Raw genomic sequence first — 13,098 nt, 5'->3', positions numbered from 1 at the left:
AGAAGAGGATCTTTCCATGCGTACTGTGAGCAAGCGTGCTCTGATCAAGATGATCGGCCTGTCGGCCATGTCCGTCGCGGTGCTGACCGCCTGCGGCAAGAAGGAAGAAGCCGCCGCGCCTGCGCCGGCACCGGCTGCCGCCGCTCCCGCCGCCGGGAAACTGAAGATCGGCTATGTCTACGTGAGCCCGATTGGCGATGGCGGCTGGACCTTCCAGCACGAGCTCGGACGCAAGGCAATCCAGGAAAAATTCGGCGACAAGATCGAGACCTCGATGGTCGAGAGCGTGCCCGAGTCTGCCGACGCCGAGCGTGTCATGCGCGACATGGCAGGGCAGGGCAACAAGCTGATTTTTGCAACCAGCTTTGGCTACCAGGAGTTCGTGCAGAAGGTGGCAGGTGATCTCAAGGACGTGAATTTCGAACATGCCACGGGCTACAAGACGGCGGACAACGTCGCCGTGTATGACACCAAGACCTTCGAGGGCGCATACCTTGCAGGCATCGTCGCCGGTGCGATGACCAAGACCAGGACGGTGGGCGTGGTGGCCTCCGTGCCGATCCCCGAAGTGGTGCGCAACATCAACAGCTTCGTGCTCGGCGCGCAGAGCATCGATCCCTCGATCAAGGCCAAGGTCGTGTGGGTGAACGAATGGTTTGCGCCTCCCAAGGAGTCCGAGGCCGCCACCAGCCTGATCAACGGCGGTGTGGACGTGATGTACCAGAACACCAATTCGCCCGCAGTGCTCAAGACCGCCGAAGAGCGCGGTGTACGCGCCTTCGGCAAGGATGGCGACATGAGCGCATTTGCACCCAAGGCGCACCTGGGCTCTGCCGTGATCGACTGGACTCCGTACTACACCAAGGTCGTCGAAGACAAGCTCGCGGGCAAGTGGCAGACCGGCAATTTCTGGTGGGGCGTGAAGGAAGGCGCGATCGACCTGAAGAAGATCGCCGACGACGTGCCGCAGGAAATCAAGGACAAGGTGGCGAAGGCGCGTGACGGCATGAAGGATGGTTCGTTTGCCGTCTGGACCGGGCCGATCAAGGACAACACCGGCAAGGAGTTATTGGCCGCAGGGGCGAAGGCGGATGATGCTTTTCTTCGCGGCATCAATTTTTATGTGAATGGAATTGAAGGGACCGTGCCCGGCGCGAAGTAAGGCGTCCGTTTCTTTCTTTCTTTTTCTACTGCCCTCTGCCGCACGCGGAGAGGGTTTTTTTTGGGTGTTACGAAGCCTTTGCGGCTTCGATGGCTTGTCGTTTTGGGGCGGCAATACGGCCTCTCATGCGTTGTTGCTCACGCTTGCCGTTGGTGCTGTGGGTTCAGAGGCCATGTGGGCTGCGCAGGCACGCTCCGGCCGAGGGGTGTGGTCGTTTCCCGCTTGGGCAGTCTTTGTACGGCCAGCCATTCGGTATTGCCCCCTCGCCCGCTTGCGGAGAGGGCGGGGTGAGGGCTGCTGCGCATTCAAACAACACGGCTGTCAAAATTCCGTCACCCCACTCCATCTTGGCCTGATTTATGCATATATTTGCTATAGGCCGAACATTGACGTAGAGCAGGGCTCGCGCTGCTGAAATCATTGGTTTATTGCGCTTTCTCACTATTCAACAGAGGAATCTCACGATGACGGATCTCCAAAAACGTTCACTGATCAAGGTCGCGACGCTGTCGGCGGTGGCGGTGGCGGCGGCTGCTGCGCTGACGGGCTGTGGCAAGAAGGACGACGCGCCTGCCGCTTCCACGGCGTCGGCACCTGCGGCTTCCGCGCCGGCGGCGGCCAATGAGCCGTTGAAGATCGCGTTCGCTTACGTGGGTCCGGTGGGCGATGGTGGCTACACGTTTGCGCACGACACCGCGCGCAAGGCGCTGGAAAAGGAACTCGGCGACAAGATCAAGACCTCCTATGTGGAAAGCGTGCCGGAAGGTGCCGATGCCGAGCGTGTGCTGCGCGACATGGCCACGCAGGGCAACAAGCTGATCTTCGGCACGACCTTCGGCTACATGGACGTGATCCAGAAGCTCGCTGCGGAATTTCCCGACGTGAAATGGGAGCACGCGACCGGCTACAAGAGCGGTCCGAACTCCGCGACTTACGACTTCCGCACGTATGAGGGCGCGTACCTCGCGGGCATCATCGCGGGCGCGATGACCAAGTCCAACACGCTGGGCGTGGTCGGCTCCGTGCCGATTCCCGAAGTGCTTCGCAACATCAACAGCTTCACGCTGGGCGCGCAGTCGATGAACCCGAAGATCACGACCAAGGTCGTGTGGGTGAACGAATGGTTCGCCCCGCCCAAGGAGACCGAAGCCGCGACTTCGCTGATCAACGGCGGGCCGACATCCTTTTCCAGAATACCGATTCCGCCGCGGTGCTGAAGACGGCGGAAGAAAAAGGCAAGCGCGCCTTCGGCTGGGATTCCGACATGACCGCCTACGGTCCCAAGGCACACCTGGGCTCGGCGATCTTCAACCCGGCGGGCTACTACATCAAGACCACCAAGGAAGCGCTGGACGGCAAATGGGCCACCAAGCAATCGTGGTGGGGCGTGAAGGAAGGCGCCATCGACATCGTCTCGCTGGCTGCCGACGTTCCTCCCGAAGTGAAGGCCAAGGTCGAGGAAGTGAAGAAGGGTCTCGCAGACGGCAGCTTCTCGATCTGGAAGGGCCCCATCGCCGCGCAGGACGGCAAGGAACTGCTGGCGGCAGGAGCCGTCGCCGACGATACCTTCCTCAAGGGCGTGAACTTCTACGTCAAGGGCGTGGAAGGCAAGGTGCCGGGTGGCAAGTAAGCCGCGTCTGCGAGCCCATCACACGCACTTCGCGTAAGATCGCCGCACGCTCCAAAGGCCGCCCCGGGCGGCTTTTCGTATTTGGAACACAGGAATTTCAGGCAGTCTCCGATGATCGAAAACACCCTCTGGCATCCCGTTGCCCTGTCGCACGAAGTGCTCAACGATGAACCCTTGTCTGCAGCGCTGCTGGATCAGGCCGTGGTTCTCTGGCGCGACGGGGATGGCGCGCCGCAGGCATTTGTCGACCGTTGCCCGCATCGTGGTGCGCGGCTGTCGATGGGGCGTGTGGAAAACGGTCATCTCGAGTGTCCGTATCACGGCTGGCAGTTCGCGTCTGGCGGGCAGTGTGTGAAGATTCCAGCGGTGCCCGATTTCGTTCCACCTCCGTCGCAATGCGTGCGGTCGTTTGCCGTGAAAGAGGCTCACGGTCTCGTGTGGGTGCGGCTGCAGGATGCCGACAAGGCGAGCGAACTGCCTGCATTCGCTGCGGAGACCGATGGGCATTTGCGCAAGGTGAATTGCGGTCCTTACGACGTGGCGGCGAGCGCGCCGCGCATCATCGAAAATTTCCTCGACATGTCGCACTTCGGTTTTGTGCATGACGGCTGGCTTGGCAGTCGTCATGCAACCGCGATTGCAACCTACAAGGTCGAGCCCACCGACACCGGCGTACTTGCGACCGGATGCAAGGCGGTGCAGCCTCAATCCAACCTGCATTCGACCAGCGCGGCCGAGGTGGAATACACCTATGAAGTGACCGCGCCGTACACCGCCGTGCTCACCAAGATACCGGAAGAGGGCACATCCCGACAAGGCTGGCGCGAGCAGATCGGCTTGTTCATTTGCCCGGTCACGCCCGAGACTTCGCGTGTGTGGTTTCGTCTGGCCGTGGCCGATTTTGAGTCGAGCGACGAGCAGTTGCGAGACTTCCAGCACACGATCTTCGTGCAGGACCAGCCGGTGCTGGAATCGCAGTTGCCCAAGGCGCTGCCGCTTGATCCGCGCGCCGAAATGCATTCGGCTGCGGATCGCATGTCCTCCGCATATCGCCGGTATCTCAAGGCCTGCGGCATCACTTTTGGAGTCTGCTGAACATGAATGCAACGAACTTCGAGATTCCCGCCATCGACGCCACGCGCTTGCCTGGGCTGCTCAGGTCCATGCCCAAGGCCGAGCTGCACATGCACATCGAAGGTTCGCTCGAACCCGAAATGATTTTCCGCCTGGCCGAGCGCAACGGCGTCAAGCTCGCCTATGCCAGCGTCGAGGCGCTGCGCGAGGCGTATGCGTTCACCGATCTGCAGAGCTTTCTCGACATCTACTACGCGGGTGCGAGCGTGCTTTTGACGCAGCAGGATTTCTACGACATGGCGCGCGCATACCTCGACCGGGCCGTGGCCGACAACGTCGTGCGTGCCGAGATGTTCTTCGATCCGCAGACCCATACCGAGCGCGGCGTGGCGATGGCGACCGTCATCGAAGGCCTGCACCGCGCGTGTGTGGATGCCGAGCGCGAGCAAGGCATATCGGCGGCGTTGATCCTGTGTTTTCTGCGACACCTGCCGGAGGAGGCGGCGCTCCAGACGCTCGAAGACGCGCTGCCGTTTCGCGACCGCTTCATCGGTGTGGGGCTGGACAGCAGCGAGGTCGGCCATCCGCCTGAAAAGTTCGCGCGGGTATTTGCGCGCGCCCGTGATCTCGGCCTGCACCTGGTCGCGCATGCGGGCGAGGAAGGCCCGCCGGCCTACATCTGGAGCGCACTCGATGTGCTGGGAGTCGAGCGCATCGATCACGGTGTGCAAGCGGTGCACGATCCGGATCTGATGGACCGCCTCGCGAGGGATCGCATTGCCTTGACGGTGTGCCCGCTGTCCAACGAAAAGCTGTGCGTGTTCCCCACGCTTGCCGATCACAACATCCAACGGCTGCTCGACGCGGGGCTCGCAGCGACGGTGAATTCCGATGATCCGGCCTACTTCGGCGGCTATATGAACACCAACTTCACGCGGCTGTTCGAGCAGGTCCCGGGGCTGACTGCGCAGCACGCGTATCAACTGGCGTTCAACAGCATCGAGGCCAGCTTTGCGGCGGTGGCCGACAAGCAGCGTTGGCAAGTGCAATTGCGCGAGTGCTTCGAGCGCGCCTGATCGCGCGGGCAACACTCACGCAACCGGACTCGATACAAGCAGTATCAGGCGCGCCGCACCGCCTCCCTCGTTGACGAAGCGATGCTCGGAATCCATGGTGATGATCGCCGTGTCGCCAGCGCGCAGCAGCACGCTTTGCGTGCCCGCGAACACGCGCACGCTGCCCTTGAGGATGTAGAACATCTCGCGCGTTCCGGCGCGGTGTGCGGCGAAGTGGCTGGACTCGGCGCCCGGGGAAGCTCGTACTGCACCACGACAAGCCCCGGCGCGGGTTTGCCGAGCGCGATGCGCTCCACCCCGGTATCGGCATGCACGATGCGCTGGTGGGCGTTGGCGCGCGTGACCTGCGGGCCCTCGCTCACTTGCAGCAATTCACCGATATCGCAATCCAGACCGCGTGCAATGGCCGTCGCGTTACGCAGGCTCGCTCCGAGCAGGCCACGCTCCACGCGTGACAACGCGCCCGATGAAACGCCGCTGGCTTCGGCCAACTGATCGAGCGTGATGCCGAGCTGCGCGCGCCTTGCACGCACGGCCAGACCAAACAGCACATCGGAATCGGTTTCCTCGGAACTGGTGGATTTATTCATGACTTGATAAATTTCTGATGCGCAAATAAACTTGCGGATAGGTAATTTTAACCCAAACCATTTCTGGATGTCATGACCCTGTTCCTGAGTGCCTTGCCCGTGCTGGCCGTGATCATTGCGCTGCTGCTCGGGATGCGGTCCCTGCATGCGGCCATTGCCGGTGTGCTGTTGTCCGTGTTGGCGATTGCGCTGGCCTTTCCGTTGAGCGCGGACGCGGCATGGCGCGCTGCGGCGCAGTGGTTGCCGGTGCTTGTCGAGGTGCTGATGATCGTTGGCGGCGGACTGCTGCTGTCGGAGGTGCTCCGCGAGGCGGGTGCGCAGAAGGCGCTTGCGCAATGGATTCTCGGGCAGACCGGGAATGGCGCGGCGGCGGTGCTGCTGGTGGTGCATGGCGTCACGCCGTTTGCCGAGTCCCTGACCGGGTTTGGCATCGGCATCACCATTGGCATACCGTTGCTCGTGCATTGCGGACTGTCTGCCCGCAAGGTGGCGGTGATCGGCCTGCTCGGCCTGTGCGCCGTGCCCTGGGGATCGATGGGGCCGGGCACGCTGATCGCGGCGACGATGGCGGGCCTGTCGCTCGACGCGCTCGGGCTTGCATCGGCCTATGTGAGCGTGATTCCGTTCGTGGTGACGGGTGTCGTTGCCGCATGGCTCGCAAGCCCCGTGGGAGAACGCGCAGCGGGAGTGTGGCTGGGAGTCGTTTCCGGCCTGCTGCTGACGCTCGCGGTGAGCTTCTTCAATGCGACGGTGGGCACGGCCCCTGCGGGTGCGCTCGGGGCGCTTGCGATGATTGCGCTGCATCTGTGGCGCGGCAGGCGCAAGGCGCATGCTGCGGCGCTGCCGCCGCTCGCGCCTGTCGGCCAGCGCGCGCTCGCTGCATACGGCGTGCTGTTGGCGGGCGTGTTGATCGTGGGGCTTGCGGGGCGATGGCTGCATCTGCCGCCGCAGTGGCACGTGCTCGCATCGCCCGCGCTGTGGCTGTTCATTGCCGCGCTGTATTTCTCGCGCGCCATGCCTCCTGCTGCCTCGCTCAGGACGGCGTTTCGTTCATGGACCCAGGTGGCGCCGGTCACCGGTCTCTTCATTGCGATGGGCGTGTTGATGGCGGTCTCGGGCATGGCGACCCAGTTGGCACACGCCCTGGCCGCAGGAGGCCGCTGGTATCTGTTTGCCGCGCCGTTCGTGGGTGCTCTGGGAGGCTTCGTGACCGGCTCCAACACCGGGGCAAATGCGATGTTCGCGGCAACTCAGGCCGAGATCGCACAGGCCTTGAACGTGCAGGTCCTGCCCTTCATGGCGGTGCACAACGTGAGTGCGGCGTTGCTGCTGATGGCCTCGCCGGGCAAGATCGAAATGGCCTGCCATCTCGCTCCCGCGCAAGCCGTGTTGCACCGGCGCTGGATTCAGGTGATGGTGTTGGCCATTGATCTTTTTGCCGTGACCCTGATGGCCATGATCAACCTGTTTCTGTGAACGCAGCCAGCGCTCACAAGGCACGAAGAATCGCGCGCACCGGAGATGCATCGCAGGAGACCAATTTAAGTGGCAGCGCGACTAACTCGTAGTCGCCTTCAGCCACGTCATCGAGCACGAGATTTTCAAGCACGCGCAGGTCGCGGCGGCGAATGACCTGATGGCTTTCGAGCGTCTCGCTGGCGGCGGGGTCGATGCTGGCCGTGTCGATGCCGACGAGTCTCACGCCGCAATCGGCAAGCCGCTCGATGGTGTCCGGTGCAAAGCCGGTGAGATCGGCGTCCCAGCGATCAACCGGCATGCGAAGGTAGGTGCGCACCAGCACACGTTCCGGCAGACGGTCGTCGACGGCATGGGCGATGTGTTCCCACTGAATCAGCGGGCCGCATCCCATCGCATGGATCACGCGGCACGGTCCGATGTAGGCATCAAGCGCCAGATGGCCGATGGACGCTCCGGCGGCGTCGTAATGCAGGGGCGCATCGGCATGCGTGCCGACGTGCGGCGAAAGCGTGATCGTTGCGACGTTGACCGGCGAGGTCGGCGAAATCGTGGCGCTCCATTGCTGCGCGTATTCGGTGTCGCCCGGAAACACCGGCGTTCCGACGCGGACCGGCGCCGAGATGTCCCAGATGCGGCGCTGCGATGTCTGCTGCCGGGTCATGCAACAAAGCCTTCCGGCAACGGCGGCAAGTGCCTGCGGGTGCGTGCGCGGATGCAGGCATCCGAGCCCGCCTCGAACTCGCGGCACGGTGATGGTCGCCATTCGTAGATTCCGCACGCCGCCTTTTCGCCCACCGTGCCCGTGAGCGCGGCGCAACGCGGCGACGCGTGATCGGTGCCGCGCATGCGCGATGTGAATTCGGTGACCGAAACCACCAGTCCGTCGGGAACGCTGCCGCCATGCGCCTGGGTTTCCTCGATGGAGAAATCGACGCGGAAACTGGCGCAACAGGCGCCGCAGCTAAGGCAGGGGTGTGCGGTGGTCATGGGGTTACGGGAGCGGAGTATTGCACCTTAGGATCAGCCGACGGTGATCGGTTTTTTCGCGGTCAGCGTCTGCCCCGTGTCATCCCTCCAGAAGAAACGCACCTCGCCGCTCTCGCGCGCGAGAAAGGTGAATTCGATATAGGGATTCTGCGAGATGCTGATGCCCGGTTCCCACACGAACAGCGGGGTATCGCCGAGTCTGGCCTCGAACAGCACGACGATGTTGCGCGGCGGATCTTTCCTTCGGCGTCGGTACGCAAGCCGCTCTCCATGACATGCTCGATCTGCGCGCGGACGCGGACGATCTCGCCCTTTTTGGGCGTGGCATTGCTGATCCAGATGCGCGGCGGTTTGTTGTTGTTGTTGTTGTTGTTGTTCATGGCTGCGGCCCCTTTCACATGCCGCAGCCGCTGGCAGCCACGGTGACGGCCTGGCTTGCGGCGAACAACTGTCCGCTCTTCATGCGGGCGAGCGCGTGGATGGTCTGGGTTTGCGACAGGCGCACGCGCACCGCCGCCTCTGCCGTTCCGTTCGCTTGCGTGAACTTCATGCGGCAGGCGAGCGGCGACGGATTGAGTTCGGCCAGCACGATGATTTCCTCGCACCAGTCCGTGTCGCTGATGGGCTGCTCGAGCTTCACCTTCACCGGCACGGCGCTCGGGTTGTCGGCGAGCATGGAGACGTCGAGCAGCAGGCCCCCGGTTTTCGGTGCCCGGCCACCAGTGAATTCATCGAATGCCTTCTTGAACTCGGCGGGATTGGGTGCGAGCGCGCCCACGAGCGGTGCTCTGGCAGGACTTTGCGCGAGGGCAGGAAGCGCCAGCGTCGCGCCCGCGCCCACGGCGCTGGCAACCAGCGTGCGTCGCGTGAGATGGGTGTGTGTGGAAGCTGTCATGGCTCAGATCGCCAGGAAGTCGCTGAACTTGCTGCGCGCCCATGCGAAGTCTTCCTTGACCATGTCGGTGTTGCGCACGTCCATGTCGATCTGGGTCTGGATGACCTTGCCGGTGGCATCGACCTCGTACTCGAACTTCACCGAAATTTCCTCCTGCGGATCGCCGTTCACCATCATGTAGCAGAGGTTGTCGGGCAGGAGCAGCGTCACTTCCTTGCCAGCCACGCGCTGCGCGATATTGGTCGCGACGATCTTGCCGATGTAGTTGGCAACATGGCCGCTCTTGGGGTAGTGGCCGAACTGATCGGAAATCGTGCCCATCAGGTCACCGACGAAATACACGTTCTCATCGGTGCGGGCGTTGAACATGCGCGTGTTCATGTCGGCCCAGCCGGTGGGCTTGCCGTCCGGCGTCTTGCCAATGAGGTCGGCGCTCCAGACCATTTCGGCGGCCTGTTGCGGCGGCATGAGAATCGCATCGTCGAACCTGAATTCACCGGCGGCCGTCTTGATCCTGCGGTTGAACGGATCGACCTCCTGCACGTGCGCATTGGGCACGTGCGTGATGATGTCGGGATACAGTTCGTCGAAGGCCTGCTTGTAGCCCGTGCCGATCGGTCCGATCTTCGGTTTGGGATCGAGGATCACGATCTTGCCCGGAATCTTGTGCGTCTTGATGTGCCAGGCGATCAGGCATGCGCGCTCGTAGGGCGAGGGCGGGCAGCGGTGCGGCGGCGGGGGCAGCGTCATCACGAGCGTGCCGCCACGGAAGTCCTTGACCTTGCGCTTGAGCGCGAACATTTCCTGATTCGGTATGTAGGCGTTGGGGAAGTGCTTGCGCGTGTGGTTGATCGCGCGCTGATCGTTGCCGAACCAGGCTTCGTAGTCGTTGCGGATGCCGCCCGAGAGGATCAGGTAGTCGTAGTCGATCACGCCGTGCGAGGTGCGCACCAGCTTCTTGTCGCGCTCGAAACCGTTGACCTCGCACTGCAGCAGCCTGTAGCCGTATTTGTTGGCAGGGCGCAGCATGTCGTGGTTCACGAAATCGGTGTTCACCACGTCGATCAGCCACTTGTTGCTCATCGGGCCGGACCAGAACGTGGGGTTGCGCTCCAGCAGCACCACGTCGGACGTTGGAATCAGCTCGCGCAGGTAACGGGCCGCCGTCAGCCCGCCCCAGCCGCCTCCGCAGACCACGATGCGCGCGCCCTTGCCCTCGCGCGGCAGGATGCGCGACTGCGGCGTGATGATGGTCGGCGCGGCCATAAAGAGGCCCGGCGCGACAGCAGCAGCAGCGCCCAATGCGAGTGCGGGCGGTGTGATGAGGAAATTGCGACGTTTCATGCTTGAAGACTTCCTTGTTGACCGAATGGTGTTCTGGCTTGCAGCGCAAGCGTGGCGAGCGCACCGATGACGATGCCGGCGACGGCAGGAAAGCTCGCGAACGCGAGCGTGGAAAGCCCGGTGAGGCCCTGACCGATGGAGCAGCCCACGGCCAGAACGCCGCCAAAGCCCATGAGCAGGCCGCCGGTGGCCGAGGCCAGCATGCGCGATGCACCGTCAAATCCCTCGAGCCGCGCGGTGCGCGACAACAGTGCCGCGACGAAAGCGCCGACGAGCGTGCCGGCAACCATCGCTGGCCCGAGGCTGAATGCGCGGCCCACGGCGAGTTGCAGGTAGAGCTGCCCTTCGGCCACCGGACCCACGAAACTCAACGACGTCAGCGGCACCGGCTCGAACGATTCGAAGTTGAAGTAGGCCGTGATCCACCAGCCCGCCGCCACGAGCGCGCCGATCACGAGCGCTGCGATCCACTGCACGGGGCTGCGGCGCAACTCGGGTTTTCTCAGCGCGTAGAAAAGCAGTGCCAGCACCGGCAATCCGGTGGCAAGCGCCAATGTGGCGGTCGCGGAAAAGCCGTTTGCAAGCAGCCGCGCGGGCAGCGTTGCGTGCTCCAGCGAGAGCTTTCCAAAGCCCTGCACCCACTGGCGCGCGGGCACGAGAACGCCCGTGAGCGAGGCCTGCGCGGCCGCGCCAAGGCACAGCAGCGTGACCAGCGAGCGCAGATTGCCACCCGCGAGCAGCACCAGCGAGCGCGCGCCGCAACTGCGTGCAAGCGCCATGCCACCGCCGAACAGCAGCCCGCCGATCAGCGCGCCGAACCACGAAAAGCTGCTGCGCACGACCTGTGCGGTGGTCAGGTCGATCTGGCCTCTTTCGGCCAGCAGTTGCGACATCAGAAGTGCCGTCGCCAGCGCCAGGGCAAAGGCCTGGAGCGCGGGCGCGCCGCTGCGCTGCTCGCCGTCCAGCGCTAGCGTCTGGCGCAGTCCGCGAAGCAGGCAGAAACGCCCGAGCCGCGCCGCAACGCCGAATACGCAACCGATCAAAAATCCAGCCCAGAGCAAGCTCATCATCGATCCCAGATATCTGCGCTGATGGCCGCATACCAGGCCGCGCCGTGATGTGCTTCGGCTGCACGAAAGCTGGTGGAGACGTCCATGGCGCTCACGCCGCCCGAGTCCGGCACTTCGATCAACCGGCCGTTGGCCGCACGGTAGACACCGGCCACGGAAATGCCGTAGTCCGTGCCGACGAGGCTGTAGCAGGTGTTGGCATAGACGGCCTGCGGCAGCGGTCTTTGCGTCAGCTCGCTGGCAATCGCGGCGGCAGCCATCTTGCCTTGCGTGTTGGCCGCAAAGCCCGACTTGGGCATGGGCGCGGCAAGGGTGGCGTCGCCCAGCACGTAGATGCCCTTGACGGCGCGTGATTCAAACGTTTCGGCGTGAATCGGCACCCAGCCGCTGCCATCGGTGACGCCAGCGCGTTCGGCAATCAAACCGGCTTTTTGCGGCGGAATCACGTTGAGCACGTCGGCCTTGTGACGTGCGCCGAAATTGGTTTCGACCTCGAGCGCGCGCGCATCGACGCGCGTGACGAGGCCGTCGTCGGCAAAGCCAACCCATTCGATCATGTCGCCGTAGAGCGCCTTCCAGCCTTGCATGAACAGCGCCTTCTTGGAGAAATTGTCCTTGGCGTCGAGCAGCAGAATCTTGCTGCGTGGCTTGTGTTGCTTGAAGTAATGCGCCACCATCGCCGCGCGCTCGTAGGGACCGGGCGGACAGCGAAACGGGTTGTCGGGAATCGTCATCACGAAGGTGCCGCCATCACGCATGGCCTGCATCTGCTGGAGCAGCAATTGCGTCTGCGCGCCAGCCTTCCATGCGTGGGGAGCGCGTTGCGTGGCCGCCTCGTCGTAGCCCTCGAGCGCATTCCAGCGCATGTCCACACCGGGTGAGAGCACCAGGCGATCCCATGGAAGTGTCTGGCCGTTCGACAGGCGCAGCGTGCGTGCGCTCGCGTCCACCGCGTCCGCACGCGCGTGCACGACCTCGATGCCGGCCTTGCGCAGGCCCTCGTAGCCATGGCCGATGCTTTCCCAACTGCGCAGGCCCGCGAGATAGAGGTTGGAGAACGGACAGGTGAAAAAGCGCTGTTCGGGCTCCACCAGCGTCACGCGCACCTCTGCTGCGAACTGGCGCAGATAGCGCGCGGCGGTGGCGCCACCAAAACCGCCGCCTACCACCACGACATGCGACGACGCGGCCTGCGCGCGCACCAGCGCCGGTGCCGCGAGCGTGGCTGCACCGGCCAAGGCCGTGGTGAGCACGGCGCGGCGTGGAATCGATGAAGGGGCCGGCATCATTTTTCGTCCTTGCCGAACCACTGCGCGAGCGCGGCGATCTGCGCGTCGTCATAGCCCCTCATGAGTCGGGGCATCACGGTGGCATCGGCTGCCTTGCCGGTCTTGAAATCCTGAAGGCGCTGCTTGAGCACCGCGGCAGATTGCCCGCCCAGCGCCGGAATGCTGCCAGGCGTCTGCGCGGCGCGTGACGCCGGTGCATGGCAGTTCAGGCAACTGGCCGCGAGCAACTCGGTGTCTTGGGAAGTCGGGCTCTGCGCGGCCTGGATGGCCGGCGGCAGGGCCCACAGCAGCAGTGCGAACGCGGCGGGGCGCGACAGATCGGCGAGCGCGACGATGGAATCAGTGTGTGGCATCAGGTTTTCCCGGGTGACCGGGCGTGCCGCCACAAGGCGGGCGCGCGCTTTCGGGCACCCGATGCAATCAACGGGGCAAACAAAGCTTGGGCGTTGATGCGGGCCCGACATCGCCTGCGGGTTGCAGGGCAGGTCGGCACGTATGCAGG

12 protein-coding genes and 3 pseudogenes are annotated in these 13,098 nt (G+C 63.8%); 5 read left to right on the top strand and 10 right to left on the bottom strand.

What is annotated here, in order from left to right; genetic code table 11:
* Positions 1–16 precede the first annotated feature (16 nt).
* The 4 genes and pseudogenes from H9K75_RS06555 (at position 17) to H9K75_RS06540 (ending at position 4,942) form a co-directional block, all read left to right on the top strand.
* Entirely contained in the window at positions 17–1,162 is a 1,146-nt protein-coding gene (locus tag H9K75_RS06555; RefSeq protein WP_187725160.1) for a BMP family ABC transporter substrate-binding protein, read from the top strand.
* 464 nt (positions 1,163–1,626) lie between these two features.
* Positions 1,627–2,792 (top strand): annotated as a pseudogene (locus tag H9K75_RS06550) (BMP family ABC transporter substrate-binding protein).
* 111 nt (positions 2,793–2,903) lie between these two features.
* A complete protein-coding gene (locus H9K75_RS06545; RefSeq protein WP_187725159.1) occupies positions 2,904–3,887 on the top strand; it encodes an aromatic ring-hydroxylating dioxygenase subunit alpha in 984 nt (327 codons plus the stop codon).
* A gap of 2 nt (positions 3,888–3,889) precedes the next feature.
* Positions 3,890–4,942, top strand: coding sequence for an adenosine deaminase (locus tag H9K75_RS06540; protein ID WP_187725158.1), 1,053 nt, complete (start codon positions 3,890–3,892; stop codon positions 4,940–4,942).
* 15 nt (positions 4,943–4,957) lie between these two features.
* Here H9K75_RS06540 and H9K75_RS24680 read toward each other — a convergent pair whose 3' ends face one another.
* Together H9K75_RS24680 and H9K75_RS23640 are read right to left on the bottom strand one after the other, a co-directional pair.
* The gene (locus H9K75_RS24680) at positions 4,958–5,125 is read right to left on the bottom strand and encodes a cupin domain-containing protein (protein ID WP_264293986.1); all 168 of its coding nucleotides are present in this window, start codon (positions 5,123–5,125) and stop codon (positions 4,958–4,960) included.
* A gap of 245 nt (positions 5,126–5,370) precedes the next feature.
* A pseudogene (locus tag H9K75_RS23640) lies at positions 5,371–5,532 on the bottom strand (helix-turn-helix domain-containing protein); the annotation flags it as partial.
* 72 nt (positions 5,533–5,604) lie between these two features.
* Here H9K75_RS23640 and H9K75_RS06530 point away from each other — a divergent pair.
* Positions 5,605–7,008, top strand: a complete 1,404-nt coding sequence (locus tag H9K75_RS06530; protein ID WP_187725157.1) for an L-lactate permease — start codon at positions 5,605–5,607, stop codon at positions 7,006–7,008.
* Positions 7,009–7,021: 13 nt separating this feature from the next.
* Here H9K75_RS06530 and kynB read toward each other — a convergent pair whose 3' ends face one another.
* From kynB to H9K75_RS06490, 8 genes and pseudogenes are all read right to left on the bottom strand, one after another.
* Positions 7,022–7,672: an arylformamidase gene (gene kynB, locus H9K75_RS06525; protein ID WP_187725156.1), complete on the bottom strand. Its 651-nt coding sequence runs from the start codon at positions 7,670–7,672 to the stop codon at positions 7,022–7,024.
* The gene (locus H9K75_RS06520; RefSeq protein WP_187725155.1) at positions 7,669–7,998 is read right to left on the bottom strand and encodes a YkgJ family cysteine cluster protein; all 330 of its coding nucleotides are present in this window, start codon (positions 7,996–7,998) and stop codon (positions 7,669–7,671) included. The genes kynB and H9K75_RS06520 overlap by 4 nt, the downstream gene beginning before the upstream one ends.
* A 33-nt stretch (positions 7,999–8,031) precedes the next feature.
* Positions 8,032–8,378, bottom strand: a pseudogene (soxZ, locus tag H9K75_RS06515) (thiosulfate oxidation carrier complex protein SoxZ).
* A gap of 14 nt (positions 8,379–8,392) precedes the next feature.
* Positions 8,393–8,893, bottom strand: coding sequence for a thiosulfate oxidation carrier protein SoxY (locus tag H9K75_RS06510; RefSeq protein WP_187725154.1), 501 nt, complete (start codon positions 8,891–8,893; stop codon positions 8,393–8,395).
* A gap of 3 nt (positions 8,894–8,896) precedes the next feature.
* The gene (locus tag H9K75_RS06505) at positions 8,897–10,237 is read right to left on the bottom strand and encodes an NAD(P)/FAD-dependent oxidoreductase (protein WP_187725153.1); all 1,341 of its coding nucleotides are present in this window, start codon (positions 10,235–10,237) and stop codon (positions 8,897–8,899) included.
* Entirely contained in the window at positions 10,234–11,304 is a 1,071-nt protein-coding gene (locus H9K75_RS06500) for a YeeE/YedE family protein (RefSeq protein WP_187725152.1), read from the bottom strand. Before H9K75_RS06500 ends, H9K75_RS06505 begins: the two co-directional genes overlap by 4 nt.
* A complete protein-coding gene (locus tag H9K75_RS06495) occupies positions 11,304–12,593 on the bottom strand; it encodes an NAD(P)/FAD-dependent oxidoreductase (protein WP_187725938.1) in 1,290 nt (429 codons plus the stop codon). The genes H9K75_RS06500 and H9K75_RS06495 overlap by 1 nt, the downstream gene beginning before the upstream one ends.
* Positions 12,593–12,949: a c-type cytochrome gene (locus H9K75_RS06490; protein WP_187725151.1), complete on the bottom strand. Its 357-nt coding sequence runs from the start codon at positions 12,947–12,949 to the stop codon at positions 12,593–12,595. Before H9K75_RS06490 ends, H9K75_RS06495 begins: the two co-directional genes overlap by 1 nt.
* Between the last annotated feature and the right edge of the window lie 149 nt (positions 12,950–13,098).

The sequence above is a fragment of the Diaphorobacter aerolatus genome, assembly GCF_014489535.1.
Taxonomy (GTDB): domain Bacteria; phylum Pseudomonadota; class Gammaproteobacteria; order Burkholderiales; family Burkholderiaceae_C; genus Diaphorobacter_A; species Diaphorobacter_A aerolatus.
The sequence above is the reverse complement of the archived record's forward strand: the minus strand, read 5'-3'. Positions and strand labels throughout refer to the sequence as shown.

Bases quoted from the DNA above. Each gene is read 5' to 3' on its own strand.
- H9K75_RS06555 (WP_187725160.1), top strand. From the start codon at position 17: ATGCGTACTGTGAGCAAGCGTGCTCTGATCAAGATGATCGGCCTGTCG.
- H9K75_RS06545 (WP_187725159.1), top strand. From the start codon at position 2,904: ATGATCGAAAACACCCTCTGGCATCCCGTTGCCCTGTCGCACGAAGTG.
- H9K75_RS06540 (WP_187725158.1), top strand. From the start codon at position 3,890: ATGAATGCAACGAACTTCGAGATTCCCGCCATCGACGCCACGCGCTTG.
- H9K75_RS24680 (WP_264293986.1), bottom strand. From the start codon at position 5,125: ATGTTCTACATCCTCAAGGGCAGCGTGCGCGTGTTCGCGGGCACGCAA.
- H9K75_RS06530 (WP_187725157.1), top strand. From the start codon at position 5,605: ATGACCCTGTTCCTGAGTGCCTTGCCCGTGCTGGCCGTGATCATTGCG.
- kynB (WP_187725156.1), bottom strand. From the start codon at position 7,672: ATGACCCGGCAGCAGACATCGCAGCGCCGCATCTGGGACATCTCGGCG.
- H9K75_RS06520 (WP_187725155.1), bottom strand. From the start codon at position 7,998: ATGACCACCGCACACCCCTGCCTTAGCTGCGGCGCCTGTTGCGCCAGT.
- H9K75_RS06510 (WP_187725154.1), bottom strand. From the start codon at position 8,893: ATGACAGCTTCCACACACACCCATCTCACGCGACGCACGCTGGTTGCC.
- H9K75_RS06505 (WP_187725153.1), bottom strand. From the start codon at position 10,237: ATGAAACGTCGCAATTTCCTCATCACACCGCCCGCACTCGCATTGGGC.
- H9K75_RS06500 (WP_187725152.1), bottom strand. From the start codon at position 11,304: ATGAGCTTGCTCTGGGCTGGATTTTTGATCGGTTGCGTATTCGGCGTT.
- H9K75_RS06495 (WP_187725938.1), bottom strand. From the start codon at position 12,593: ATGCCGGCCCCTTCATCGATTCCACGCCGCGCCGTGCTCACCACGGCC.
- H9K75_RS06490 (WP_187725151.1), bottom strand. From the start codon at position 12,949: ATGCCACACACTGATTCCATCGTCGCGCTCGCCGATCTGTCGCGCCCC.